The following is a 24,275-nucleotide window of genomic DNA, read 5'->3' on the forward strand; positions in this document are numbered from 1 at the left end:
GTCCTCACGCGGGCACGGTGCCGCCCGTCCCCCCTTTGCCCCGAAGGCACCCCATGCGGTCCAGGTCGCTCGTGTCGTCGTTCCTGTTCCTCGGTCTGACGTTTGCTCCCACCCCCGCCGCCGCGGGTGAAGACGCGGTGGAGGGCAGGCATCAACAGGTGGACGCCCTCTTCGCGCCCTGGAGCGGCAAGAACGCGCCCGGCTGCGCCGTGGGCATCTCTCGCGATGGCGTGCTGGACTACGCGCGCGGCTACGGCATGTCGAACCTGGAGTACGACGTCCCCATCACGCCGCAGTCCATCTTCCACATCGCCTCCATCTCCAAGCAGTTCACCGCGTTCTCAATCGGGCTGCTGGCGCAGGAGGGCAAGCTGTCGCTGGACGACGACGTCCGCAAATACCTGCCGGAGATGCCCGCCTACGGCAAGACCATCACCCTCGCGCACCTGCTCCACCACACCAACGGCCTGCGCGAACAGGGCCAGTTGCTGAACCTGGCCGGCTGGCGCGGCGACGACCTGTACACCGAAGCAGACATCCTCTGGGCGTTGACCCGGCAACGCGGTGTGAACTTCGAGCCGGGCACGGAGGTCGTGTATGGCAATGCCGCGTACACGTTGCTGGCGGTCGTCGTGCGGCGCGTCTCCGGCAAGTCGCTGCGGGCGTTCGCCGACGAGCGCATCTTCAAGCCGCTCGGCATGACCGACACCCACTTCCGCGATGACCACACCGAGGTCGTGCCCCGGCGCGCCTCGGCCTACAGCCCTCGCGAAGGCGGCGGCTGGCGGATCAGCGTCCCCAACATCGACCACTATGGGTCGACCAGCCTGCTCACCACGGTGGGCGACCTGCTGAAGTGGGAGCAGAACCTGCTCGACGGGCGCGTCGGCGGGCAGGCGCTGGTGGCGTCGTTGCAGACCTCCGGCAGATTGAACGACGGCACCGCCACCGGCTATGGCAGTGGCCTGCGGTTGACGGGCCATCGCGGCCTGCGCATGGTGAGCCACGACGGCATGGACGGCGGCTACCGCGCGGACGCCCTCCTCTTCCCGGACCAGCGGCTGGCCATCGTCGCGTTGTGCAACGGCGCCACCATCGTGCCCACGGACCTCACGCGGAAGGTGGCCGAGATGTATCTGGGCGCTCACATGAAGAACGAGATCCCGCCCGCCGTGAAGCTGTCGAAGGCGGAGCTGTCCGCGCTGGCCGGCACCTACTGGAGTCCCCAGACCGATGAAGTGGTGCGGCTGGAGGTCAAGGACGGAGCGCTGCGCCAGGTCGACGTGCCCACGGCCTTCGTGCCCATTGGCAATGGCACGTTCCGTCCGGGCGAAACGACGCACGTGTGGCGCTTCTCGGCGCCGGCGGCCGGTGCCCCGCGCGGGTTGAGCATCCAGGATTTCTGGCCGACGACGCGGGAGTTCACGCGGGTGACCGCGCCCATGCCCGCGGCCCCGGCGTTGGCCTCCTTCGCGGGGCAGTACCGCAGCGACGAGCTCGAGACGACCTACACAGTGCGCATCGCGGACGGCAAGCTGGCGATCCGCTGGTCACGCCGCGACGAGGTCGTCCTGGACGCCGTCGGCGGCGACCGCTTCGTCGGCTCGCTCGGCACGGTCACGTTCACGCGGACGGCAGCCGGTGCAATCGACGGGTTGACGATCAGCAACCGTCGCCTGCGCCGGCTGCGCGCGGAAAGGCTCGTGGCTGCGAGCGTGACCCCGGTGCGGCCGGTGGATGCTTTCACGCCGCATTGAGCTTCATCCCTGGAGCTCCACGCCCGGAGCGCCCGGGCGGAGGCGACCTCGGTACATGACCGACATGACGCCGTACCTCCAGTCACCTCATCTGTCTTTGCGCATGAACACCCGCCGACTCTCGTCGAGCCCCCGGGCGAGGTGCTCGGCCCGGATGACCTCCAGGGCCGGCGTCAGGGTCTCGACCACCCGGAAGCCCAACCGCGCGTAGTAGGGCGCGTTCCACGGAACGTCGCGGAAGGTGGAGAGCAACAAGGCGGGCCAGGCCGGCTCCAGGGCCGCGATCAGCGCGGCCCCCAGCCGTCGGCCGGCATGGTCCGGCAGGACGTCAAGCTGCTCGATGTAACCGCAGCCCTCCACGGGGCGCGCCATCAGGAAGGCGACCGGGCTCCCGTCCTCTCCTTCCGCGACGGTCAGTCCCCCCGTGGCGATGCGGGCCGCGAGGGTGGCTGCGTCGGTGGGCTCGTCATCCGCCAGGGCCGCGAGGTCCGTGCCGAGAAAGCGGCGGGCGGAGAGCCGCTCGATTTCGCGCACGCGCTCGATTTCGTCGAGGCGGGCGGGGCGCAGGCGTGCTGGGGCATGGGCAGGCATTGGCTCAGGTCGGCAGCTTGATGCCGGACAGGCGCTGGAGCAACTCCGGGAAATGGGGTCGTAAATCTTTTCTGGGACGGCCTCCGGGCTCGCTGGCTCTCCCAAGTGAGATTCCCCCAAAGGCTGCTCAACCCCTCTCCTGAAGGACTCCCCCATGTCGGTCTCTTCCGCGTCGTCGCGTCCCTTCATCCCCGGTGTCTCGGGCTCCTCCACGGCCCAGCCCATCGCGCCGTCTTCCGCGGCGAAGCCCGCCCCCTCCGGACGTGGCGCGGAGGTGGACTCCTTCGAGAAGGGCCGCAAGTCCGGCCCGGTGTCACTCGATGGCGGTGCTCCTCCGGGGGGCACCCAGGGGCTGGCCGAGGCGGAGAAGGCGGCGCCCGTCACCCCCATCGACGGCATCGACCCCAAGGTGCTCGAGACGCAGGAGAAGCTGTCCAAGGCGCGTCAGGCGCTCGGGGCGTGGGAGGTCAACGGCAGCCAGGACGAGAGCACCCAGGTGACGCTGGAGAATGAGGTGGCGACGCTCGAGGCCGAGGAGAAGACGCAGTTCGAGGACCCCAACCTCAAGGACGACGTGGAGAAGGCGCAGTTCGTTGTCCTGGAGAAGCGCATGGGTGAGCTGGAGCAGAAGTACGGGAAGAACCAGGCCATCACCCTCGCCCGGCAGACCTACTACAACAGCGACCTGTGGAACCTGGCCGGTGGTTCCCACAAAGCCTCCAATGCGCAGGTGAAGGCGCTCGGGCTGCCCCACACTCCCGGGGAGAAGAACAACCGCGTCGAGGTGGGCGGCTTCGAGGGCCAGTTCCGCGCCCCGGACGGCCAGCCCGTGGACATGGGCCACGTGCTGTGCGGCATGGACTGGCAGGTGAACAAGGACCGGGTGCCCAAGGACCTGAACATCAATGAACTGGCCAAGGCCTCGGGCCAGGAAGGGGCAGCCAAGGCGCTCAAGCTCCTTCCGGGCTCGAACGGAGTGACCGTCCCCAACCCCTTCGACAAGGACTTCGTCACGCTGACGGGGGACCTCGGCTCGGCGGTCGAGAACCGGTACAAAGGCAAGTCGGCCGAGGAGGCCGTGGCCGGCGAGGGTGACTACGACTGGAACGGGGACCTCGACGGCCTCAACGTCGCCCACCGGATGGAGACAAACCCCAACCTGTCCGCCTCCGACGCGCTGAAGTCCTACTACGACAGCGGCGAGTCCAAGAACCGGCTCAACGAGGTCGCCACCCACTCCAAGTACTTCCAGCGCGACGGCGCGGGAGTCCCGCGCTGGGATGACAAGGGCCACTACAAGATGGACCTCGACAAGATGGCGTCGGATGGCTTCGTCGCCGCCCTGCTGCTGGGCCACGACAAGGACACCCTGAGCGGCGGGGCGCTCGACAAGGTCAATCCCTTTCAGGACAAGGCGAAGGACGTGGCCAAGGCCTACGAGAAGTGGGTGCACGCCGCGCAGGACCGCGCCTGAGCCGTTGCCCTCCCAATCCCTTCCATCCACGAGACAACGCCCATGAGCCATGTGAGCTCCCTCCGCCGCAGGCCGCCGTCCGCCGTGCAGCCGGTGTCGCAGCGCCCCGCCGTCGCGGCCCCGCCGTCCTCCCGGAGCACCGGGCCGGTCGACACCTTCACCCCCAGCGCCAGCCCCGCTCCGGCGCCCCGCTCGGGCTACTCCGAGCCCGTGGCCGCGAAGGACCTTCCCGACCCGGGCACCGGCACCGGCATCCTCACGCTCAACCTGGCCAACGGGCAGGAGCGCGGCGGGTACCGGACCCCGGAGGGGCGTGAGCGCCAGGCGAAGCTGATCCGCGAGACCGGCGCCACCCTGGTGGCCTTCCAGGAGGTCGACACGAACGTAGACCGCAGCGGCAATGCCAACACCTCGCTCGACGTCGTCCGCCGCTTCAACCCGGCCTTCGACCGCTTCACCTCCGGTGAGCCGGTGCCCACCGTGCCCATCGGCGCGGACGCGCCCGATACGGCCCTCCGCAAGGGCTCGGACGGCACCACCCTGTACCAGACGCCCCAGGGCACGCTGGTGACCGGCGAGTCCTTCTCCGGCGATGACCGTGGTGGACTGGGCGACAGCGGCGCGGACGCGACCTATGGCAACGCCTTCTACGTGGGAGCGCCCCACAAGGTCGTCGAGGCCTACACCCTCGCGCTGCCGCCCACGCCCGGGGGCGACGGGCCTCCGGTGGCCACCGCCGAGGAGCTCGCGGCGCTGGGCGACGGGAAGCTCACCGACGCCGAGCGCGACGCGCTGGGGCAGCGCAACGAGGCCCTCCGCAAGGGCAGCCCCCTTGAGCCCCGGTCCGCGCTGGTGACGCGCGTCGTGGGCCCGGACGGTCGCGAGCGCAGCGTCATCACCACCCACCTGTCGAAGAACGGGGACAAGGAGCTGCGGGCCCGACAGCTCGCCTATCTGGCGCAGGTGGCCCAGGCGGAGAGCAAGGGGCCCCCGGCCCGCGAGGTGGTGGTGCTCGGTGACTTCAACTCCTCGACGAAGGAGGTCGGGGCCGCGCTCGAGGGCGCCGGGCTCAACCGCGTCGTCGGCGGGAAGAAGGAGACCGGGGCGAACTACGATCAGATCTGGGTTTCAGGAGGGACTGCCACCGATACCAACGCGCAGGTGGAGGCGGGCCGCGCGTCGGACCACAAGTACGCCGGGTACACGGTCCTCCGCTGAGCCCCGTGGCCACCCCTCCGCCGGCGACTCCATCACGAGGGAGCACGCCCGCTGCATGTTGAAGTGGGAGGAGGCCGCCCGGCGGGCCGCCGGCCGTGCCACGCGCCCGCTGCCCCGAGCTTCTCCGTGCTGGACGCGGCGGGTGCGCATGGGCAGCCTTGCGCGCCGTTGCACCCTTCCCTTTCGAACCCAGGAGTCCTTCCCATGAAACTCAAGGCACTGTGCCTCTCCGTGTCGCTGCTGGCCCTCCCTGGAGTGGCCTCCGCGCAGAACCCGCTGGACGCCCTCAAGAAGACCGCGGGCGACGCCGGCAAGGGTGCCGTCGAGAAGCGCGTCAACACGAAGCTGATGGACGAGGGCCGCAAGAACCAGTGCAGCTTCAAGTCGGGCACCGCCGAGCTGGACGCCGGCTGCGACGCCAAGCTGAAGAAGCTGGCCGCGGCCCTCATCGACGCCAAGAAGCAGCTCGATGGCGCCGGGGCGAAGAGCTACAAGTTCGAGGTCTCCGGCCACACGGATTCGTCCGGTGACGCGGCGAAGAACAAGAAGCTCAGCGAGCAGCGCGCGGAGACCATCGTCAAGGAGCTGGTGGCGCGCGGCGTGCCCCGCAACGAGATCATCGCCGTGGGCTTCGGCTCCGAGAAGCCCCTGGTGAAGCCGGACGACACGGCGGCCAAGAAGGCGAAGAACCGCCGCTACGAGCTGCAGGTCCGCCTGTAGCCGCCAGCGGGCCACGGCGCCCGCGGCCCTCGCCGCGGGCGCCACCACCGCACTCCAGAGCATCCCCTGGGGGCCGGAAGGGGATTCAAGACTTCTAACGGAAATCTGCTCTTCCGGTTTTAGTTCATCACAGCCAGGATGGAGGGCATGAACCTGTCCACCTTCCTCCTGTCGCGTCTTCCTTCGCCATCCGCGCTGCTGGCCACGGGCGTGCTCCTGGGGGCACCGGCCCTGGCCGGGAGCCTCGCCTATGCGGGCAACGCGGGCGGCCCGGGCGTCACCCTGCTGGGCGTCTCGCAACCCAACGGCATCGAGGCCCATCCCTCGGTGGAGAACCCCCTCATCCAGGGCCACAACCTCTACGCGCCGGACCTCGTGCGAAACGGCGGCGTGTGGAACCTGTACTACGGCGGCTGGAAGAACAGCTCGGACGTCAACGACCGCATCTACTTCGCCGTCTCGGATGACCTGCTCTTCGAGGGCCCGTGGTCCGGCCAGTCCGTCATCATCAGCAATGGCGGCTACCTCCACGTGAACGACCCCTCCGTGCAGAAGCGGCCGGATGGGCGCTGGGTGATGGCCTACACGGTGGCGCACCAGGTGGGCTCGGACTACCGGGACTGGATCGCCATCTCCACCAGCACGGATGGCGCGGCGTGGACGCCCTCGGTGGCCACCTCCACCACGGAGGTGCGCATCACCAACGCGAGCTTCAGCGACATCGCGCGGCCGGCGCTGCTGTGGACGGGCAGCGGGTGGAAGCTGTGGTTCGACGCGCGCACGGACAACGGCCCCCTCCACTCGTACCTCGCCGAGTCCAGCGAGGACCTTCCGCGCAACTTCGTCCTCGTGCAGAGCTACCCGGACGTGAATGGCTTCCCCGGCTTCATGGAGCCCGACGTGGAGCGGGTGAATGGCCGCTACGTGGCGGTGGTGCAGCGCGGCTTCGCCACGCTCCACAAGCTGGAGAGCACCGACGGCCGCGCCTTCACCGAGGTGGGCACGTTCCTGTCCGCCGCGTCGCCCGCCTTCGGCCGCAAGTACGTGAGCAACCCCGGGCTCGTCTACGACAACGTGGAGGGGACGGTGAAGGGCGTGGGCTTCGGGATGACGAACAGCGACGGCCTGACGGAGCACGACATCGGCTTCGCGTACACGCAGTACCGCGTGAGCGTGCTGTCCTGCCCGAGCACCTGGCACGCGTACACGACGGGCCGCTACTTCGACCAGGCCCAGCAGCTCACCTTCGGGTACGGCAGCTTCTGCCGCATCCGGGTGGAGGACCCGCGCACCGGACAGGTGCTCGCGGACCAGGCGGTGGGCTCCGTGGCTGGAGACCGCTGGCAGTTCGTGCCGTAGAGGGTCGTGAGGATGACACGCATTCCTCCCTCGGGACGGATTGCTGGCACGGAAGGCTCGCATCACCGTTGCCCGTTTCCGAGGGAGGTCTGTCTTGAAGACTGCTCGAGCGAGACCCGTCCGTGTCGTCGCCACACTCGCGCTCGCCGTCGTGGCCTTCGGGGGGTGCCACGATGATGAGGACGACGATGAGAAAGCGGCAACGGAGGCGGTGAAGCAGATCTCCCAGGGCGCCCCCACCAGCCTGCCGGCCAATGTGCCGGATGAGGTGCTGCGGGTGACGCTGGGAGGCGTGGAGTACAACCTCCGCGAGCTGCTCAGCCGCCCCTCCGAATCGCGGCCCTCCGCACACATCGTGGCCGCCTACCAGACGGGCTCCACACCCGCGGACCCGCCGCCCTTCGGGACCAGCGACGTGGCCGTGCTTCCGGACTCCACGCAGGAGGCGCCAGCGGCCCAGGTCTACGAGTGCCGCCAGAACGCGAGCGGCTTCGCCTGGGCCTTCCTCCAACCGGAAGCGGGCCTCCAGCCCATCACCGCCGAACCCATCCCAGCGCTGGAGAAACTCGTCCTCGACCACTTCCGCTACCCGGCGGGCATCGACTTCGGGCCACCCACCGGCACGCCCCCCGTGGGCCCCGCCTGGCGCGTGTCGGCTCCGGTGCTCGATGAGGGCTCGCCCACCGCCGGCCAGACCCTCTTCATCGGCAGTGTCGAGGTCACGGTCGCCAACGGGCCTGGCAACGTCCCCTTGCTGCGACTCGCCAACGTCGGGCGCATCGACCGGGGGCTCCCGTCCGAGGTGTTCTCGAGGACCACGTCCGACGGCACCCAGACGGGCTACGTGCTCCGGCTCAACACCGCGGGAGGAGTCGCGCCAACGACGGGCTGCGGCGGCACCCCGGACGTGGGCAAGCGCGAGCGGGTGCCCTACGCCGCGGACTATTACTTCATCGATGTCTTCACGACTCCGTAGCGGCGAGCGTTGAGTTCGCGTGAGCGGGCCTGGGTCGCGCTAGGCTGCGGGCCCCAGGCGCCGCCATGCTCTCGACCTGCCCCTCTTCCATCACCCTGTTCGCGGCCGTGGTCGTGCTGGCCTCCAGTCCCGTGGCGCTCGCGGACAACCCGCCCCTGACCAGCTCGAACTACGCGATCGACGTGTTCCAGGGCCCGGTGCTCGCGCCGGTGCGGGTGACGGGCCTGGCCGGCGCGTACGCCCCCATCGCCGAGGGTGTCGAGGGCATCGGCGTCAACACGGCCGCTCCAGCCTTGCGCTCGCTCTACTCCACCCAGCACGTCGACTACGACGTGTCGCTGGGCTTCATCTTCCCCAGCTCGCTGCGCAACACCGACTTCGACAACAACGGCTCGGTGGGCTTCACCTACAAGAACTTCGTCTTCACCCAGCTTGGAGGGCTGATCCAGTGGGGCCCCTGGGGAGCCGGGGGGCAGGCGTCCCTGCAGTCCTACACACTGGGCCAGGACGCAAGCGGGCAGACCCTCCAGCTGAACACGAGCCGCTTCCAGATCCAGCTCGCGCGCACCCTGTTCGACGGCGAGCTGGCGGTCGGCGTGGGCCTGCGCGCGGTCTCCCTCGAAATCGACTCCGGTGAAGGCGCGAAGAGCAACCTCGCCAGCATGATGGGCGTCAACGCCGAGGCCGGCGCCGTCTGGACCCCGCTGGACCTGCCGCTGCGTGCGGCCCTGACGTTCCGGGCCCCCGTCCAGGGGCGGCTCAATCCCGACAGCCCGACCACCGCCGACGACGCGGGCAACGTGATGGTCGCCAACCTCTACCTGCCCTCCACCCTCAAGCTCCCCTGGGAGCTCGAGGCGGGCCTTGCCTACCAGTTCGGCTCCCGCCCCCTCCAGATTCCGTGGGGCCCGGACCGTGCCGAGCGCTTCAAGGCCCTGCCGCGAGCGAAGCTGCTCCTGACCGGCTCGGTCATCGTCAGCGGCGCGGCTTCGAATGCCATCGGCTTCGAGTCCTTCCTGTCGCAGCAGCTCGAACGCTCCGGGCGCCACCTCCTCGTCTCGCCCCGCGTCGGAGCCGAGCTCGAGCCCATCGAGAACCGGCTGCAGGTTCGCGCCGGCAGCTACCTCGAGCCCAGCCGCTTCGACGGCATCCGGCCTCGCGTGCATGGCACCGCGGGCGCGGAGGTGCGCCTGTTCCGCTGGTCCGTCTTCGGCCTGGCGTCGCCCGAGACCTCGTGGCGCATCAGCGGCTCCATCGACGTCTCCCACCTCTACCTCGGCTGGGGCATCGGCGTCGGCACCTGGCACTGACGCCTCAGGGCGCGGGCTGCGCCGACACGGGGTCCTTCCCCCTCGCCACCAGCTCCTCGCGCCGCAGCAGCAGGCGCGCGTCCTTGTTGGGCAGGATGCGCACCTGGAAGCGGCGCTGGGCCAGGTCATCGGCCGTGAAGACGCCCCGGTCGCTCACGAGCAGCAGGGCCGTGGGCACCACGTACCGCGCCGAGTTGTTGCCGTAGTAGTGCACCACCACGTGGTACGGCCCCGGGGCCGCCTTGCGCGCGTGGTACAGCTCCGGCCCCAGGCCGTCCGTGATGTCCCAGTACAGCTTCCCTCCCAGCCGCGTGTCCTTGTGCTGGTAGAAGCACTTCTCCCCGTTCGGCTCGATGACCCACAGGTCGATGTCAGTGCTGTCCGAGTTCCAGTGCGTGGTGAGCTGGTAGTCGATGGGCTGCGCCTTGGAGAACAACAGCACCTCTCCAACGGGCCCGGGCAGCTCCGCGCGGCGCGTCCTGAGCACCGAGGCCACCTCCTTGAGCCCGGGCTGCCGCTCCAGGCCCGCCAGCATCCGCGCGTAGTGGAAGGCCGCCACCGTCCGCACCTCCGAGCCATGCCGATTCCAGGAGCGCGCCAGCACGATCTCGTAGTTCCGGGCCGCTTCCGGATAGCGCCCCGACGCGTCCAGCGCGAGCGCCTCCTCCAGGAACGCCTGGGGCTCGAAGGGACGGCTCAAGCGCACGTGCTCGAAGAGCTCCGCCGCCGCCGGGTACTGCCCCAGCGCCAGCAGACCGTACCCCACCAGCCGCAGCGCCTCCGCGTCCTGCGAGCGCAGCTCCACCGGTGACGAGAGCGCCCGCACCGCGCCCCACGTGTCTCCCGAGAAGGCGCGCTTGCGCGCCACGGCCTCGTAGATCATCACGTCGTCCCGGTTCTCCTGGCGCGCCTTGCGGTAGGCCAGCTCCGCCTGGAGCCGCTCGGCACCGCCCGCGTAGGGCTCGTCCCGCAGCGGCTGGCGCTTCAGCAGCGGCGTCCGTGCCGCCTTCTGCCCGGCCAGCCCGGTCACCACCGCGCGGCCACTCTCGGGCACGTCATCCAGCGCGATGCCCAGCAGCTTGTCCCGGCGCTGGTCCTCCTCCCGGCGTCGCAGCGACTCCAGGTTCGCCAGGTCCACCTGCTCGTCGCGGACGGCGTAGCGCGTGTAGTCGCCCTCGGACTCCAGCACGAGCATGGACGCGCGGGCATTGGCCAGCCGGTAGTGCTGGCTGAGCGCCACCACCATCCGGTCCAATCGCTCGTCATCCAGGGACACCAGCCGCGACACGAAGAGCTCCGCCCACGCGCGCGGCGCGAACGTGCTGTCCTCGTCGAGCGGCAGGGGGATGCGCAGCGTGCGCTCGGGCCCGGTGCCCGCCTGGGTCACCACCTCCAGCTCCGCGGCACCCTTGCCCGGCAGCCGGCCCGCCACCTGCAACTCCTGCCCGGGGAAGACGAGGCGCGGCCGGCCCGCCACCACCAGGTCCTTCACGTCCGCGCCCACCACGGACACCCGCGACAGCACCACCGACGCCGCCCGGTGCGCCTTCGCCGCGGCATCCACCTCCGAGGCGGACAGCACGCTCACCACGCGCCCGCCGCTGGAGCGCGCCAGCGCGTCGAAGAGCTCCGTGTTCACCGCCGCCTCGCCGAAGCGGTACGTCACCCAGCGCAGCGACTCCACGCACGGGTGCCGGGAGAGGAGCGCGTCCACGCGGCTCTGCCCCCAGGTGATGTTGCCGTCGGAGAGCAGGAAGGCCGTCACGCGCTCTCCGGAGGCCGCGGGCTTGAGCCACTCGCGCCCGGCCCGGTCCAGCTCCTCCAGCGCGCCGTCCACATGCGAGGCGCCCTCCAGGTAGACGCGCTCCAGCTCCGTGAAGCTCTCCTGCCGGTGCGCCGCGTCGTTCGCGCGGAAGCCCGGCCCGTGCAGCCAGCGGGGGCGCACGTCGAAGAGGAGCACCGCGTACTCCTTCAACGTCGGGTCCTTCTCCAGGAGCGCGCGCAGCGTGGCCGCCTGGATGGCCCAGGCGTTGCCGTCCTCGGAGGACAGCGACGTGTCCACCACCAGCACCGCGCGGCCCGTGGGAGCGCCCTCCGCGCCGGAGGTGAGATTGGCGGGCAGCCGCACCCGCGCGTGGAAGGCGTGGCCCGGAAGCCCCGCGTCGTCCCGGCCCACCAGCACGTCCGCGTCCTCGCGCTTCGGCTTCAGGGCCACCGCCAGCGCCCCGTCCCCCGTCAGCTTCGGGAAGTCGTAGACCTGCCAGGCGCCCACCTTGCGCGCCTTCGCGCCCGCGTCCGGCTGCACCGTGACCTCCGGCGCCTGGCGCGGATCCACATGGACACGCGCGGTGATGCGCACCTCCTGGCCCGCGCCCGGCGGCAGCGGCCACGTGTAGCGCAGGCGCTGTCCGTCGAAGAGGAGCGTCTGCTCATACGCGATGACCACGCGCTTGAGGGACTTCGGCGGCAGGGGGAAGACGCGCGCGCTGAAGGTGGACGCGCCCGACCACTCGAGCAGCGCGGGGTCCACGTTGCGGCGCACCACGTCCTCGTACACCTCCCTGGCGCGCTTCTGTTCGACGACGCGGGCCTCCTGGAGGTCGCCCCAGGAGCGCTTCGCCCCACGAGGCGCTGGCGGCGCGGCGGCGGTGAGCAGCTCCGACTCCGTGGAGCCGTCTCCCAGCGGCGGGAGCAGGTCCGACGACTGGAAGAGCGAGGGCGTGTCCACCGTCACCGCCCCCGAGTACAGCGCGAAGCCCGCCACCGTCGCGCCTCCCGGCAGCGGGTAATAGAACGTGCCCTCGAGGCTGCGGCCGGTGTCGTTCTCGAACAAGTGGTCCACCACCGTCCGCGCCCGGGAACCCTGGATGTACGTGACGACGCGGATGGCGCGGGCCTTGAGGGGCTGGTAGCGACCGTCATCGTTCATCACCAGCACCTTGGCGGCGCGCGGCGCGGTCTCCACGCGAGGCAGCACCGGCGTGGGGGCCTCCGGCTCGGCGACCAGCTTCTTCGCGGGCGCCCCTGCGCCGTCGGCGGAAGCGCTTGCGCCTCCCCCGGAGCCACCCTTGATGATCTGGATGACCGAGTGACGATGTTGCTCCAGCACGCGGGACGAGGGAGCGGGGGGCGGGGGCGCTCCCGATGACGCGCCCGCGAGCTGACCGCCGACGACTCCTCCCACCACGCTCCCGACGACACCTCCGGCAACAGCGCCTTCGTCCCCATCGACCTCGCGTTCACGAGGCGCCGCGGGGCGCATGGCCCGGGGCGGCGAGCGATCCGCGTTCGCAGCCAGCTCGCGGCGAGGCCTTTCCGCGGGCACCTCCTGGGGCAGGGCCTCCGCTTCGCCCAGCCCGGGTGCCTCGGCGAGCTCCGCCGTCGGTGGTGCGGCGGCCGTGGGCGCGGAGAGGGCGCGGAGATTTCGGTCACCGGGTCGGCGGCCGGTGGGCTCCGAGAGCGCCAGCAACTGCTGTTCGGAAAGCACCTGCGGATCCGCCACGGAGTCGCGCAGCGCCGCGAGGTCCACGTCGCCCGTGTCAGGCTGTCCCGCGGCGGTGACGGGTGCCACCAGTCCCGCCTGGGCGAAGGTCGCGGGTGCTTCCTTCGGAGTCGTGGCCGTGGCGGATCCGGGAGGGGAAGCGTCGGAGTCCCGCTTGCAGCCCGCGGAGAGAAACCCCAACAGCAGCAGGAGGGTGGAAGTGCGGACGAAGTGCATGGCCCGGGACGCTAGCCCATCTGCTCCGGGCCGGCGCACGACGGGCAAGACATGACCGTCCCATGACCCAACGATGACGGCAGGTCTCGCCAAAGGGAGCATCGCGCCACCCCGGTGGAAACCGTGACCCACTCGCTCGAAGTCATCGAACGCCAGGCGAAACGGATGGCGAAGCTCGTCAACACGCTGCTGGTGCTGGATGTCTCGCGCATCCATGCCGGGCGGCTCGACCTCGATCTGGCCACCTCGGGAACCCGGCTCCTGGTTCACGCCGACACTCCGATGCCCGGCGTGTGGGACCGGTCGCGGTTCGATCAGATCGTCATCAACCTGCTCTCCAATGTGATCAACCGTGTCTCCATAGGGCCCGACAGTGCAGACGGTGTCCTGACGGTCCAGGGGTTGGGTTGCGCGGCAATCACCCCCAGTGCGGATTGAGGGCCTGGCAGAAGCTGTCAACGGCGGGAGATTTTAAAGGTTCCACCGATGTTGAGGATGGCGGTCCCCTCCCGGCCACCCGCATTGACGCGGAAGGTGATCCTGTCGGACCAATGCAAGATGTCACCATCCTTGACTCCCCCCTGGGTCCCGTGGAGTTGGTAGTAGATGGGCACGGTGTGGTGCCCGTTCTGGCCCAGCTTCTTCGTGGCTGTATGCCAGACCATTCCAGACTCCTTCATGTCTCCGACAGCGATGGTTACGAGCTTCGGCGTAACCTTGAAACCCCAGTTGACGTTCTTGAAGCGGCAGTTGTAGCGGACGCTGAAGATGCCGTTCCGGTCTGTGAAGATGTGGTTCGCCTCGTCGCACCTGACAACGTCATACTGCGGCCCATGCCCATTGGGCTTCGGCATGAAGGTCTGAACGTCTTCTTCCTCTACGGCGCCCTGCAGGCTCTTCGTCAACGCCTCTGCCTCGGCGGCCGGCATCGGCTGGTCCCAGGTGATCTCGAGCGTGGTACCGGAGGTGCGGACCTCTGCACGAGTCCGTACGTCGGAACTCGGCTGCTCGGCCGCCGCGGTGATTGGCGTGCCGGAGATCAGCAGTGTGCCAACCAGTGCGGCCAGAAACCTTGCGCTCCTCATGGGAAAGCTCCTTTGCTCGCTGGGTGAACGGAAACTTGAGGTTCCTCTCGTTTGGGAAACTCCCTCGAAATCCTGGGTGATTCCAGCCCTGCCAGACTCCTGGCGACTTCAGCGCTGGAGGAAGCCCCAAACGGTCCAAGACAGGCGGTGCGGCCCGCGGACTCAACCGGCCAACCGCCTGTCCGAGCCGGAGCGGCGCCGGTAGAGGGGCCGCCCCCATGGGGCCCCCTGCGGCCCTGACCGCCCTGGCTTTGGTAGCAAGGAGCAGACCGGCAGCGAACGTATGGCGCCCCAGGTGCGGATGGATGCATGGATGGAGCCGCTGAAGTCCCAGTTCCCCCGGTGAACCACTCGTCGGTGGGATGCGAGCACCAAGACCTTCATGGCGATGGCCCGCGGTGACGGGGCCACGAACACCCTGTCCGCGCTCATGGGGTGGGTGGATCTCCACCCAACGGATCAGCGCTGTCGGAGGGAATTGGCCCTCGGGATGTTTGATACGGCCGGGACCGCGTGGCTATCGTCCGCGCCGCCCGCCCCCATGAAAAACCCATCGTCCGTAGAAACCGATACCGCGAAGACCTCCGATCCCGTGTCGCGCTCCAGTGCGCCCATGGACCCGCTGCTGGGCACTCAGGTGGGTGAGTTCATCATCGAGGAGCGCATCGGAGCGGGGGGCATGGGCGTGGTGTACCGCGCGGTTCATCCCCTCATCGGAAAGCAGACCGCCATCAAGGTCATGCGCCTGGAGCTGGTGTCCCAACAGCAGGTGCAACGACTGCTCGTGGAGGCCCGGTCCGTCAACGCCATCCAGCACCCGGGCATCATCGACATCTTCGGCTTCGGAAGCCTTCCGGATGGGCGTCCCTACGTCATCATGGAGCTGCTTCAGGGACGTCCGCTCTCCGACTTTGTCCGCGGGCGGACCCGGATGTCTCTGGAGAGCGTGGTCTGGGTCCTGGATCAAATGCTGGCCGCGCTGGGCGCCGCGCACCAGGCGGGCGTGGTGCACCGCGACCTGAAGCCCGCCAACGTCTTCGTGGTCGAGTCAGCAAAGGCCCCGGCCACCCTCAAGCTGGTCGACTTCGGCATCGCCAAGCTGATGGAGTCGGGTGAGAGCCCCCTCACCTCGGAGGGAGCCATCATCGGCACCCCGGAGTTCATGGCGCCGGAGCAGATTCGTGGCGCCGCCGTGGGTCCGGCGACGGACCTGTACGCGGTGGGCGTGATGCTGTTCCAGATGCTCACCGGCGTGCGCCCGTTCCAGGGCGAGTCTGTCCAGGTGATGTTCGCGCACATCAATGAGCCGCCGCCGCTGCCCTCGTCGCACGTCCCGGGCCTCCCGCCAGAAGTCGATACGCTGGTGCTTCAGTTGCTGGCGAAGGAGCCCGCGCTGCGGCCCGCTTCCGCGGACACCGTGCGGGAACAACTGAAGCGCATCCCGCTGCACGCGGCGCCCCATGCACCGCGGGTCGTGAAACGCGACGCCGTGCCGGTGGAGGCTTCCGCGGGCGCCAACACCGTCACGTCCGCTTCTCAGGATGGACCGAAGACCCGTCCCGGTTCACGAGGACGCACCGTGTGGGTGGGCGTGGCAACACTGCTCCTGGGCCTGGGGGCCGCCGTCCTCTGGCCGAAGCACCCGGCACCGCCGGTTGTCACGGTCGCGCCCTCCGCGACGCCACCGGCCGAAGCAGGCGCGCGCCCCACGGAAACACCTGCCGTCGTGGTCGCGACTCCCGGGGAACCTCCGTCCGTCAGCAAGGCTGCCACGCCCCAAGAAGTGACACCGTCCCTGGCCGAAACCACTCCCACGGATCAAGCCGCGCCAGTCAAAGCGACGAAGGCCCTTCCAAAAACGCCCAAGCCCGTGAAGGCCACAGCGCCTCGGCCTATCCGGGACCTGCTGGCGGAGAAGCAGCTGCTCCGGCGCCTCACGACTCTCGATAATCAGCTGGCCCTCCGGAGCAAGGGGAAGAAACCGCCCACGGAGCTGGATAACGGACTGGCACAGGCCTTCAGCGCCGCTGCCAAGGACCCCACGGAGAAGGAGTGCGCGGAAATCGAGTTGAAGCTCGACGCATGGGAGAAGCGCTTCAACCAGCTACTCCCCCCGGTCAGGAACGACCTGACTCCGCCCTCCTCTGCGCATCCTGTACAGAAGGGCTCCCTGATGTCCCCCCCACGAAAGGCTCCCTAGAACAGCGCCTGACAGCGGTGCTCGCACGAATCAATGGGCTGGGTGGCCGTGCGCAGCAGGGATTTGCGGGTCGTGGCTCCAGCATTGATGGGATGCCCCCACGGAAAAGCCCGGCCATCCCTCGCGGGTGCCGGGCTTTTCATGACGAGACCTTGGCTCCGAATGGCCTAGCAGGTCTTGTTGTAGAGCGCGATGCAGTTGTCCTTGAACTGCTGGTAGCTGCACTTGCCGTTCTGCTGACAGGTCGCCCACCCGTTGTAGCGCGGGTCCTTACAGTACAGGAGCGTGACCCAGCATCCGGCCCCCATCGCGGAGACATCGCCGCTCGAATCCTGCATCGACGCCAGCGGTTCTTCCGAGCTCATGGGGCCGTAGTCCAGGTTGATGCTCTGACCCGACTCGGTCGTCACCGTCTGAACGGTGTCCGACGGGGCATCCTCCGCCCCCACACCACATCCCATGAGAGGAACCGCGACCAGCATGAGCCCCAGGAGCAGCTTCTTCATTGTTGTTCTTTCTCCCTCAGAGACATCAAAAACGCCTGAGGGGGGCGTCACCACGTGGACGGACGGCATCCACGCTCAACACCCTAGAACGAAGCCAAAACCTCCATAACCATCAAAAGCAGAAATGTGAGCCAGAACACAAAAACCCGCCAAGCTGCGCCCCCACAATCCTGCGGCACCTGGAGGGCCCGCTTCTGACCCGGGGCCCGGCCGGCGTCGCGGCGAAGCGCACGGCTCTGCAAGAAAGAATGCAAAAGAATTCCCTGGGTCCCTTCCCTGGATGAACGGCGGTCCGCACTGCCACAACCCGCTTCCGCCAGGAGCCTCCATGTTCCGGATTTCGTCCTTGTGTCTCTGCCTGTTCGCCTCGCTCGCCATCGCCGACGAGTCCTCCTCGAAGCCCGCCCGGCTCACCGTGGCCCAGAAGAACGGCTGGGCCGCCTACGACAAGGACCTGAAGGTGAAGGAGGACGCGGTCAACAAGGCCTGCGGGTCGGCCTTGACGAGCAGCTACGACAAGTCGAGCTACCCCGCCTTCGACCCGATGAAGGACCGGACCCAGAGCGCATGCCAGACAGCCGTGGGCACCCTGGTCGCGGTCTGCGGCACCGTGGATGGCAAGGCGGCGGTGAAGGAGGCAGTCACCAAGACGGTCTGCCGCCTGTCGACGGACGGAACCCGGGTCTCACTCGACGCGGGCGTGCTGACCATCCACATCGACCCGGCGAAGAGCTCCATCGTGGGCAAGGAGGCCGGGAGCTACAGCTGGAAGAGCGCCCTCGAGGAGGTGCTGTAGCCACGGGACGACGCCAGGCCCCTCAAGCTCAGGCGTACTCATCCCGGCGCCTGAGCCACTCCATCGGGAAGGCGAGCCCCTGCTCGTCGCGCCCCTTGGGCACCAGGTCCAGGTACTGATAGGCCGCGTTCATCATGTCGACGCCCCGCGCGTAGCAGGAGTACGCATGGAACAGCGTGCCGTCGGAGTCCTTGGCGAAGGTGCTGATCCCTTGCATGTCCGAAATGTCGTGCTTCAGCGGGCCGTAGTTGTACGTCGCTCGCTTCTGCGCGAGCTCCTCGGGCGTGAATGAGACGCCGAAGTCGTGGTTGAAGTCGCTCTCGTGGGAGGACAACCACTTGAAGCTCCACCCCATGCGGCGCTCGTAGGCCTGGAGCTTCGCGAGCGGTGCGCGAGCGATCGCGACCATGCTCACGTCCCGGTGCTCCAGGTGGGTGATGATGCCATTGAAGCTGTCGGCCCAGAACGAGCAGCTCTTGCAGCCGGCGTCCCACTCCGGGGCGAACATGAAGTGGTAGACGATGAGCTGGCTCCTCCCCGCGAAGAGCTGCGACAGCGTCTCCTCACCGTGGGGCCCCTGGAAGACGTAGGGCTTGTCCACCCGGACCCACGGAAGCTCACGTCGCTCCTGGCTCAGCGCATCGCGCAGGTGGGTGAACTCCCGCTCCCTGGTGAGCAGGCGCTTGCGCGCCTCCAGCCACTCTTCGCGTGAAACAATCTTGTGCTGATTCACGGTCCCCCTCCCTTCGGTCGGCGCACGGCGCGGACCTTTCCCGTGGATCCGCCTCCGCAGAAGAACAGCGCTCCACCGTCTGACTCGAGCCCGCTCACGACAGTGCCGGGCGGCATGACGAGCCGTTCGAGCACCGTGCCCGAGTCCGGGTCGATGCGACGGATATCGCTCTCGTCATCCTCCCAGGTGCCGTGCCACAGCTCGCCCTCGGCCCACGTCACCCCGGTGACGAAGCGGTTCGATTCGATGGTGCGCAGGATGGCGCCCGTCTCCGGGTCGATTTGATGAATCTTGCGGTCGCGGTACTGGCCCACCCAGAGCGAACCCTCGGCCCAGGTGAGTCCCGAGTCGCCGCCATGGCCGGGAGCCGGTATCGACGCGACGACGCGGCCCGTCTCCGGATCAATCTTGTCGATGCGGGCCTCCGCGATCTGGAACAGGTGCTTGCCGTCGAAGGCGGTCCCCGCGTCCGACGCGGCGTCGAGTGTCCGCGTGGGCGCACCACTCGCGGGGTCGATGGCGATGAGCTTCGTGCCGGTGGCGGCCCAGACGCGGCTGCCGTCGTGGGTGACGCCATGCACCTTGTCAGCGCCCGGGAACGGGCCGTACTCCCGCACGACCTCGGCGGCGTGCACGGGCGCCGGGTGTTGCGTCTTGGCTGCCTTGGTCTGGGTGCGAGTCATCTCGTGGCTCCTCGTCGGGGTTTCGGTCGCTGCCTCCAGGAGAATCAGTACCCACCAGGCAAGGACACGGGGAGTAACAACGTCGTCGTGAATCCCGTGAGCGGAGGGGAGCGCCAGCGCCGGGCCCGGGCACGTCCCAAGGAGTGCACCCGACCCGAGGCCTCAAGCTCAGCAAGCCCCCGCTGGACGGTGCGCTGACTCTCCCCCAGGGCGAGCGCCAGGGCCGAGGTCGACCACGCCTCGCCGTCGGAGAGCAGCGCCAGCAGCGAAGCCTGGCTCCCCTCGATGGGCGGCAGGAGCACGGTGACGGGGCGCGCCGGGTGCGGTGTGAGCACGAAGCCGGTCTTCGTCGCGTCGATCCGGGCCAGGGGCGCGAGCACCGCGCGCAATCGCCCGAGCTCCACCCGCAGGCGGGCCCGATGGGATTCGTTCGCCCGGCGAACCTCGAACGCACGGGCCATCAACACCTCCCGGGCCACCCCCTCCGGCCCGCCTTCGCCGAGCGCACGGGCCAGCGCGAAGAGCACCGGCCTCCGGGCCAGCGATACCGCCAGCGTGCCGCCGCGGAGCGTGCGGTGGCAGGCGTCGATGACGAGCTCACCCGACGCGAGCACGGCCTCCACCTCTTCGAGAAGCAGCACCCGCTCGGTGCCCGCGCGAATCCACCGCGCGGCGGGGCGGTCCAGCACCGCGCGGGCCTGCGCGACTTCCGCGATGAGCGCGGGCACGCGCGCCCGCCGTGAGGCTTCGTGAGCCCGTTCGAGCGCCTCGCGCGCGGGGCGCGTCCGGATCAACCTCAGGGCGACCTCCGCCGTGACGAGCTCGGCGATGGCCACGAGCGACGGTGGCATGCCACGGGTGTCGAGTCGGACCAGCGCGCGCTCGACCTCGGCGATGTGCCCGAGCAGCAGCAGGCGACGGATGGCCAGCAGTCGGGCATGCAGGGCATTCACCCGGTCTCCCCGGGCTTCGAGCATCAGGAGTGCCGACTCCAGCGCCCGGGGCGACCAGGTCAGGTCGCGCACCACCAGCGCCACCTCCGCCTCGGCCACCTTGCATCGCGCGCGTGCAAGCTCCTCGTGCGTGCCAAAGCCACGGGCGGCGCGCCGGAGGAACTCGCGGGCCTTCGCATGCTCGCCGAGCTGCGCCATGGCGATGCCGCGCAGCGCGAGCGCCGGTGCGTCCTCGCGAAGGGCGACACGCTTCAGCGCCCCCAGCGCATCGCCCGTGGAGAGCGCCCGCGCGGCCGCGGCAATCAGGGAGTCCATGCCGGCAGGCTAACTCCGCCCCGGGGATTCGCGCCGCGCTTGTTACTCCCCGGGCCTGACCGCCGTGGATAGGGATGGAACCTCCACGGAGGCTCAAATGCGGACCTGACTCACCCTACGAAGCTTCGCGCCGGGCCGCGGCTCGCGCATCGTCGCGTTCCTGCTGGCGCTCACGGGCGCGCTGCTGCCCAAGTGCCCGCTGTGCGTCGCGGCCTATCTGTCCGCGGCAGGCCTCGGGGCGAGCGCGGCGCATGCGGTGGCACCCGGTATCGTTGGCGCAGGGAAGGTGCTCCTTGTCCTCGCCTTCGGTGTCGCGAGTGGCTGGCTCGGCAGGCGCATGTGGCAACGGAGGCGCGGTTCCCGGCACCGCACGGCGTCCCCTACTTCGACTGGCGCGCAAGCCACGCGCGCCACGCTTCCGCCGTCTCGTGCTTCTCTCCGGAGAGCCGCTCCAACACCTTCACCGCGGGGTCCCGGTTGATGGGCTGGTGGAGCGCCGCCATCGCGACCAGGCGCTCCCCAAGCTGCTGGATGAGCCCGGCCCGCTGCGCCTTCAGCGCCTCCGGCGACAGGTCCTCCAACAGGTAGTTGAGCAGGTAGACCGACTTGTTGCGGTCCATCGTCGTCGGCAATGACGTCGCGTCCACCACCGTGGCCACGTCCAGCAGGGGCGCCTTCGCCGTCTGCTGCGTGGCGGTCAGCACGCGCAGCACGTTGTTGCGCACCCCCGAGTCCGGGTCGCGGATGAAGGGCACCAGCCGCCGGACGGTCTCCTCCGGCGTGGGCGCGTATGCCAACAGGTACGCCGCCGCCGCACGCCTGTCCTCGTCCGCGTCCTCGCGCAGCACCGCCGACAACGCGTCCAGCGACTTGGGCACCTTGTCCAGGAACTCCGGCTCGTAGCCCGCGAGCTCCGGATGACCGAAGCCCCCGATGCAATGGGCGACCTGACAGCCGGAGGCCTCCGGGTCGAGCTTCCCCTGCATCTGCAGCGGCATCAGCCGGTGCTCGTACTCGGACCACCGGGCAATCAACCCTTGCGGATCCGTGGGCTGGCCCTGGGGTTCGGGGAGGAAGCGCAGCCGGGCCGTGTCCTCGGCGTCCACCAGGTCCACCGTCACGAAGGCGCTCCCCTTCATCTCCTCCGCGAAGAAGACGGTCATCCCGGCCTTGGCGAAGGCCAGGTCGTACTGCTTGCGCAACGCGGCCTCCTTCTGGGCGAAGAGCGCGCCGCTGTGCACCAGGGGCTTGCCCACCTCCAGCCCCAGCACCCGAAGGACTGTCGCCCCATCCACCTTGCGGGAGCCGAACGAATCCACCCCCATGAGCGTCGGGACCGGGAACGGTGCTTCGGGCGCCTTCGCGAGGTTGGCCCGGGCCCCCGCGACAATCCCCTCCCAGGGCGCCAGCACGTGCAACGGCGCCAGCTCCGGGTTGTATTGGAGATGATCCACGTCGAAGTAGCCGCCCTGGACCGCGAGCGTCAACAGCTCCAGGGCCGCCTGCGTGTTGCCCGCGAGCGACTCGCATCCTGCCCCGCGATAGAGGGCTTCGGCACGCTCCACCCCGGCCGTGTCCGCCTCCGCGGACGCCCGGAAGCCCTTGGCGCACCGCGCGAAGTCCAGCGCACCGTAGGCATTCTCGGCCTCCGCCGTGAGCGCTGCCACACGGGAGCCCTCCGCGGATCCGGAGGCGGCGGTCTTCGAGGAATGCGCACAGCCCGTGCCCAACGCGACCACGCTCAGCGCCATCACCACCCGCATCCGGACCTTCCTTTCGGAAAAGGACCTATCTCATGCAAGCTGCCGGTGCGTTTCAAGGGGCGGGGGCACATGGAGAACAGGACGTTGCCAGGGCTTGGCTGCATCCACAGGCCGGAGCCTCTGGCTTTGTCTGTTGGGCGACCCAGCTCAAGGCGTTGGGGCAATGGTCAGCGCCTGCTTGCAAACCGATACTCCGCAACTCATCGGGTATTGGGAAGCAGCGAGAAAAGCTGAACACTCCCTCGGGACCGCATTCCGCGATGGACTGACACTGGGGAAAGCCATGACAAAGAACCGATTCACGGCGCTCATGGCTGCACTTCTTTGCATGCTGTACTGGCGCTGGGCTGCCGCCGAAGGCCAGGAAGACACCAGAGCGTTTCGCTATCGCTATGTGTCGATCGATTCAGCATTGCCCACCGGATTCGACTTTTTCGCCGAGCCGATCAACATCATCAACAATGGCAACGTCTACCTGAATGCGTGGACCTGCACCGAGTCGTCATGCGCGCCATCGATCGCAAGCTATCGGAACGGGACGGCCACCATCCTGCATCAGAACGCCCAGTCCATCAGTGTCAACAACCACGGCGTTATCGGTGGCAGCGTGGTGCTCGATCCAGTGCTTTTCATCGAGCAGGCCGCATTGTTCGATCGTGGCACGGTCACACGCATTCCGCGCATGCAGGGCGAGTTCACCAGCCAGGTGATCCGCATCACCGACTCCTGCATCGCACTGGTGCGATGGTTCGATGCGAGCTTCGAGCAGGAGCATTATTACCTGTACCAGAACGGCAGGGTCACCCTGCTGGATTTCGGGGGGCGCCAGGCCGCCTTCCTGGACGTCAACAACAAGGGCATTGTTGCTGGAAGCCTGTCTGACGAAGCAGGCGTGGAGCGGGCATTTCGCCTGAACCCGTTTTCCGGGCAGCTGACGCTCCTTCCGCCGCTCCCAACGGAGCCGATGTCCCGGGGACAGGCCATCAACAACGCCTCCGAAGTGCTCGGCTACTCGTTTGTGCCAGGCGCACTGGAACGCATTGGAGTGTGGCGGGGAAAGTATTTCTTGACCTATTTTGTCGAAGGCACCCCGCAATTCCCAACGGTGAGCAATCGACTGCTCTGGAATAACGCAGGCCTGATCATCATCACCCGGACGTCGAGCAGCGACATGTACAGCTACCTTGTACCCAGACCTGGGACGCGGCTGAATCTTGCCGACCTGGCGGATACCTTGCCGCGCTGGACCCTGATCAGCGACATCAATGAGCGCGGCGATATCGTAGGCGTTGGTGGCAGCAGTTACTTCAACATCGAAAACACGTTCTTGCTGGAGCGTGTGCGCGATGGGCGGTAGCAGCGGCACACTCAATCCGCGCCCGCTGCGCCATGACATCGGTCCCCGGCGGATGAGGACCGAGACGGGCAACAACCCGAAGGTCAGCGTCGCCACCTCGCCCGGCACGAGGGTTTGGACCCAATCCGGAGAGGCATTGGACGCATAGGCGGGCTGTGCGCCGGGCCGGGGCACACGCCGGCCCACCCGGTACATCCTCTGGCCCACCGCCAGGACCTCTGCGGCGTGCCTGGATGGCTCGGGGACGGGGTTCACCCCTGGCGGCCCCGCTTCGCCACCGCGTTCGGCAGGCGCCCGAGCGTCAGGACGATGCGGTTCTTCTCATCGCGGAAGCAGACGTGGTCCGGCTCCGGCACCGACGGCGTGGACTGCGCCGAGTAGGCGCCAATCCACTCGCAGTCCCCTGTTCCGTCGATCTTCCTGCGCAGCAGCTTGCCGTCCAACCCGACGAAATAGACGTGCTCCCCAGTGACGACGGGCGACCCCGAGGTGGGGGTGCTACCCAGCGCATGCGCAGCCACTCGTCCGGTGTTGTCCGCGCGCCAGAGCGCGTTGTTCGTGTCCTGGAAGTAGACGTAGCCTCCAGCCACGAACGGCGCGGACTTGAGGAGGAGGGTCTGCCCGTTGCCATCGCGCAGCGGCACCGTTCGAGCATTGTACCCGGGCTGGTTCACACCGAGGCAGTTCAGCGTCCCGTCGCTGGCTTGCCAGTACACCGTGTTGCCGTCGAAGAAGGGCGGGGAGGCGATGGTGATCTGGGG

The 24,275-nt window shown here is 68.7% G+C and carries 20 protein-coding genes; 11 read left to right on the forward strand and 9 right to left on the reverse strand.

All coding sequences use genetic code 11. The annotated features are described in order from the left end of the window. Window positions 1-53: 53 nt before the first annotated feature. Window positions 54-1,757, forward strand: coding sequence for a serine hydrolase domain-containing protein (locus D7V93_RS09290; RefSeq protein WP_120643048.1), 1,704 nt, complete (start codon window positions 54-56; stop codon window positions 1,755-1,757). An 87-nt stretch (window positions 1,758-1,844) separates the two neighbouring features. Here the strand turns inward: D7V93_RS09290 and D7V93_RS09295 are convergent, their stop codons facing one another. Beyond that, complete coding sequence (locus D7V93_RS09295) at window positions 1,845-2,291, reverse strand: GNAT family N-acetyltransferase (RefSeq protein WP_208722965.1); 447 nt, start codon at window positions 2,289-2,291, stop codon at window positions 1,845-1,847. Between the two features lie 211 nt (window positions 2,292-2,502). Here D7V93_RS09295 and D7V93_RS09300 point away from each other — a divergent pair, with 211 nt between their 5' ends. The 6 genes from D7V93_RS09300 (at window position 2,503) to D7V93_RS09325 (ending at window position 9,405) form a co-directional block, all read left to right on the forward strand. Further along, a complete protein-coding gene (locus D7V93_RS09300; RefSeq protein WP_120643050.1) occupies window positions 2,503-3,822 on the forward strand; it encodes a hypothetical protein in 1,320 nt (439 codons plus the stop codon). A 42-nt stretch (window positions 3,823-3,864) separates the two neighbouring features. Continuing rightward, the gene (locus D7V93_RS09305; protein ID WP_120643051.1) at window positions 3,865-5,040 is read left to right on the forward strand and encodes an endonuclease/exonuclease/phosphatase family protein; all 1,176 of its coding nucleotides are present in this window, start codon (window positions 3,865-3,867) and stop codon (window positions 5,038-5,040) included. Window positions 5,041-5,244: 204 nt separating this feature from the next. Continuing rightward, complete coding sequence (locus D7V93_RS09310) at window positions 5,245-5,760, forward strand: OmpA family protein (RefSeq protein ID WP_120643052.1); 516 nt, start codon at window positions 5,245-5,247, stop codon at window positions 5,758-5,760. 147 nt (window positions 5,761-5,907) lie between these two features. Next, window positions 5,908-7,119 (forward strand): glycoside hydrolase family protein, encoded by a 1,212-nt coding sequence (locus D7V93_RS09315; protein ID WP_147451098.1) that lies wholly within the window; start codon window positions 5,908-5,910, stop codon window positions 7,117-7,119. 94 nt (window positions 7,120-7,213) lie between these two features. Beyond that, window positions 7,214-8,095 (forward strand): DUF3455 domain-containing protein, encoded by an 882-nt coding sequence (locus D7V93_RS09320; protein WP_158623687.1) that lies wholly within the window; start codon window positions 7,214-7,216, stop codon window positions 8,093-8,095. 65 nt (window positions 8,096-8,160) lie between these two features. Beyond that, window positions 8,161-9,405, forward strand: a complete 1,245-nt coding sequence (locus D7V93_RS09325) for a hypothetical protein (protein WP_120643055.1) — start codon at window positions 8,161-8,163, stop codon at window positions 9,403-9,405. Window positions 9,406-9,409: 4 nt separating this feature from the next. Here the strand turns inward: D7V93_RS09325 and D7V93_RS09330 are convergent, their stop codons facing one another. After that, complete coding sequence (locus D7V93_RS09330) at window positions 9,410-13,123, reverse strand: DUF2135 domain-containing protein (protein WP_120643056.1); 3,714 nt, start codon at window positions 13,121-13,123, stop codon at window positions 9,410-9,412. A 114-nt stretch (window positions 13,124-13,237) separates the two neighbouring features. Here D7V93_RS09330 and D7V93_RS09335 point away from each other — a divergent pair, with 114 nt between their 5' ends. Further along, entirely contained in the window at window positions 13,238-13,561 is a 324-nt protein-coding gene (locus tag D7V93_RS09335) for a histidine kinase (RefSeq protein ID WP_244237202.1), read from the forward strand. Between the two features lie 17 nt (window positions 13,562-13,578). Here the strand turns inward: D7V93_RS09335 and D7V93_RS09340 are convergent, their stop codons facing one another. Further along, the gene (locus D7V93_RS09340; RefSeq protein WP_120643057.1) at window positions 13,579-14,208 is read right to left on the reverse strand and encodes a hypothetical protein; all 630 of its coding nucleotides are present in this window, start codon (window positions 14,206-14,208) and stop codon (window positions 13,579-13,581) included. A gap of 490 nt (window positions 14,209-14,698) precedes the next feature. On the opposite strand from D7V93_RS09340, the gene D7V93_RS09345 reads away from it, so the two are divergent. Continuing rightward, complete coding sequence (locus tag D7V93_RS09345) at window positions 14,699-16,408, forward strand: serine/threonine-protein kinase (RefSeq protein ID WP_244237203.1); 1,710 nt, start codon at window positions 14,699-14,701, stop codon at window positions 16,406-16,408. 167 nt (window positions 16,409-16,575) lie between these two features. On the opposite strand, the gene D7V93_RS09350 is transcribed toward D7V93_RS09345, so the two are convergent. Then, the gene (locus tag D7V93_RS09350) at window positions 16,576-16,914 is read right to left on the reverse strand and encodes a hypothetical protein (protein WP_120643059.1); all 339 of its coding nucleotides are present in this window, start codon (window positions 16,912-16,914) and stop codon (window positions 16,576-16,578) included. A gap of 328 nt (window positions 16,915-17,242) precedes the next feature. On the opposite strand from D7V93_RS09350, the gene D7V93_RS09355 reads away from it, so the two are divergent. Beyond that, a complete protein-coding gene (locus D7V93_RS09355) occupies window positions 17,243-17,710 on the forward strand; it encodes a hypothetical protein (RefSeq protein ID WP_120643060.1) in 468 nt (155 codons plus the stop codon). Window positions 17,711-17,738: 28 nt separating this feature from the next. On the opposite strand, the gene D7V93_RS09360 is transcribed toward D7V93_RS09355, so the two are convergent. The 4 genes from D7V93_RS09360 to D7V93_RS09375 form a co-directional block, all read right to left on the reverse strand. Next, a complete protein-coding gene (locus tag D7V93_RS09360; protein ID WP_120643061.1) occupies window positions 17,739-18,443 on the reverse strand; it encodes a DUF899 domain-containing protein in 705 nt (234 codons plus the stop codon). After that, complete coding sequence (locus D7V93_RS09365) at window positions 18,440-19,126, reverse strand: Vgb family protein (RefSeq protein ID WP_120643062.1); 687 nt, start codon at window positions 19,124-19,126, stop codon at window positions 18,440-18,442. The genes D7V93_RS09360 and D7V93_RS09365 overlap by 4 nt, the downstream gene beginning before the upstream one ends. Window positions 19,127-19,170: 44 nt before the next feature. Further along, window positions 19,171-20,394, reverse strand: coding sequence for a helix-turn-helix domain-containing protein (locus tag D7V93_RS09370; RefSeq protein WP_120643063.1), 1,224 nt, complete (start codon window positions 20,392-20,394; stop codon window positions 19,171-19,173). A gap of 380 nt (window positions 20,395-20,774) precedes the next feature. After that, a complete protein-coding gene (locus D7V93_RS09375) occupies window positions 20,775-22,157 on the reverse strand; it encodes a HEAT repeat domain-containing protein (RefSeq protein WP_120643064.1) in 1,383 nt (460 codons plus the stop codon). A 283-nt stretch (window positions 22,158-22,440) separates the two neighbouring features. Here D7V93_RS09375 and D7V93_RS09380 point away from each other — a divergent pair, with 283 nt between their 5' ends. Further along, window positions 22,441-23,514, forward strand: coding sequence for a hypothetical protein (locus D7V93_RS09380; RefSeq protein ID WP_120643065.1), 1,074 nt, complete (start codon window positions 22,441-22,443; stop codon window positions 23,512-23,514). Window positions 23,515-23,765: 251 nt separating this feature from the next. Here D7V93_RS09380 and D7V93_RS44820 read toward each other — a convergent pair. Continuing rightward, the coding region (locus D7V93_RS44820; protein WP_208722966.1) for a PQQ-binding-like beta-propeller repeat protein at window positions 23,766-24,275 on the reverse strand (510 nt) is incomplete at its 5' end.

It is taken from the genome of Corallococcus llansteffanensis (assembly GCF_003612055.1).
GTDB classification, from domain to species: domain Bacteria; phylum Myxococcota; class Myxococcia; order Myxococcales; family Myxococcaceae; genus Corallococcus; species Corallococcus llansteffanensis.

Bases quoted from the DNA above. Each gene is read 5' to 3' on its own strand.
- D7V93_RS09290 (WP_120643048.1), top strand. From the start codon at position 54: ATGCGGTCCAGGTCGCTCGTGTCGTCGTTCCTGTTCCTCGGTCTGACG.
- D7V93_RS09300 (WP_120643050.1), top strand. From the start codon at position 2,503: ATGTCGGTCTCTTCCGCGTCGTCGCGTCCCTTCATCCCCGGTGTCTCG.
- D7V93_RS09305 (WP_120643051.1), top strand. From the start codon at position 3,865: ATGAGCCATGTGAGCTCCCTCCGCCGCAGGCCGCCGTCCGCCGTGCAG.
- D7V93_RS09310 (WP_120643052.1), top strand. From the start codon at position 5,245: ATGAAACTCAAGGCACTGTGCCTCTCCGTGTCGCTGCTGGCCCTCCCT.
- D7V93_RS09315 (WP_147451098.1), top strand. From the start codon at position 5,908: ATGAACCTGTCCACCTTCCTCCTGTCGCGTCTTCCTTCGCCATCCGCG.
- D7V93_RS09325 (WP_120643055.1), top strand. From the start codon at position 8,161: ATGCTCTCGACCTGCCCCTCTTCCATCACCCTGTTCGCGGCCGTGGTC.
- D7V93_RS09330 (WP_120643056.1), bottom strand. From the start codon at position 13,123: ATGCACTTCGTCCGCACTTCCACCCTCCTGCTGCTGTTGGGGTTTCTC.
- D7V93_RS09340 (WP_120643057.1), bottom strand. From the start codon at position 14,208: ATGAGGAGCGCAAGGTTTCTGGCCGCACTGGTTGGCACACTGCTGATC.
- D7V93_RS09345 (WP_244237203.1), top strand. From the start codon at position 14,699: ATGTTTGATACGGCCGGGACCGCGTGGCTATCGTCCGCGCCGCCCGCC.
- D7V93_RS09350 (WP_120643059.1), bottom strand. From the start codon at position 16,914: ATGAAGAAGCTGCTCCTGGGGCTCATGCTGGTCGCGGTTCCTCTCATG.
- D7V93_RS09355 (WP_120643060.1), top strand. From the start codon at position 17,243: ATGTTCCGGATTTCGTCCTTGTGTCTCTGCCTGTTCGCCTCGCTCGCC.
- D7V93_RS09365 (WP_120643062.1), bottom strand. From the start codon at position 19,126: ATGACTCGCACCCAGACCAAGGCAGCCAAGACGCAACACCCGGCGCCC.
- D7V93_RS09370 (WP_120643063.1), bottom strand. From the start codon at position 20,394: ATGGACTCCCTGATTGCCGCGGCCGCGCGGGCGCTCTCCACGGGCGAT.
- D7V93_RS09375 (WP_120643064.1), bottom strand. From the start codon at position 22,157: ATGCGGGTGGTGATGGCGCTGAGCGTGGTCGCGTTGGGCACGGGCTGT.
- D7V93_RS09380 (WP_120643065.1), top strand. From the start codon at position 22,441: ATGACAAAGAACCGATTCACGGCGCTCATGGCTGCACTTCTTTGCATG.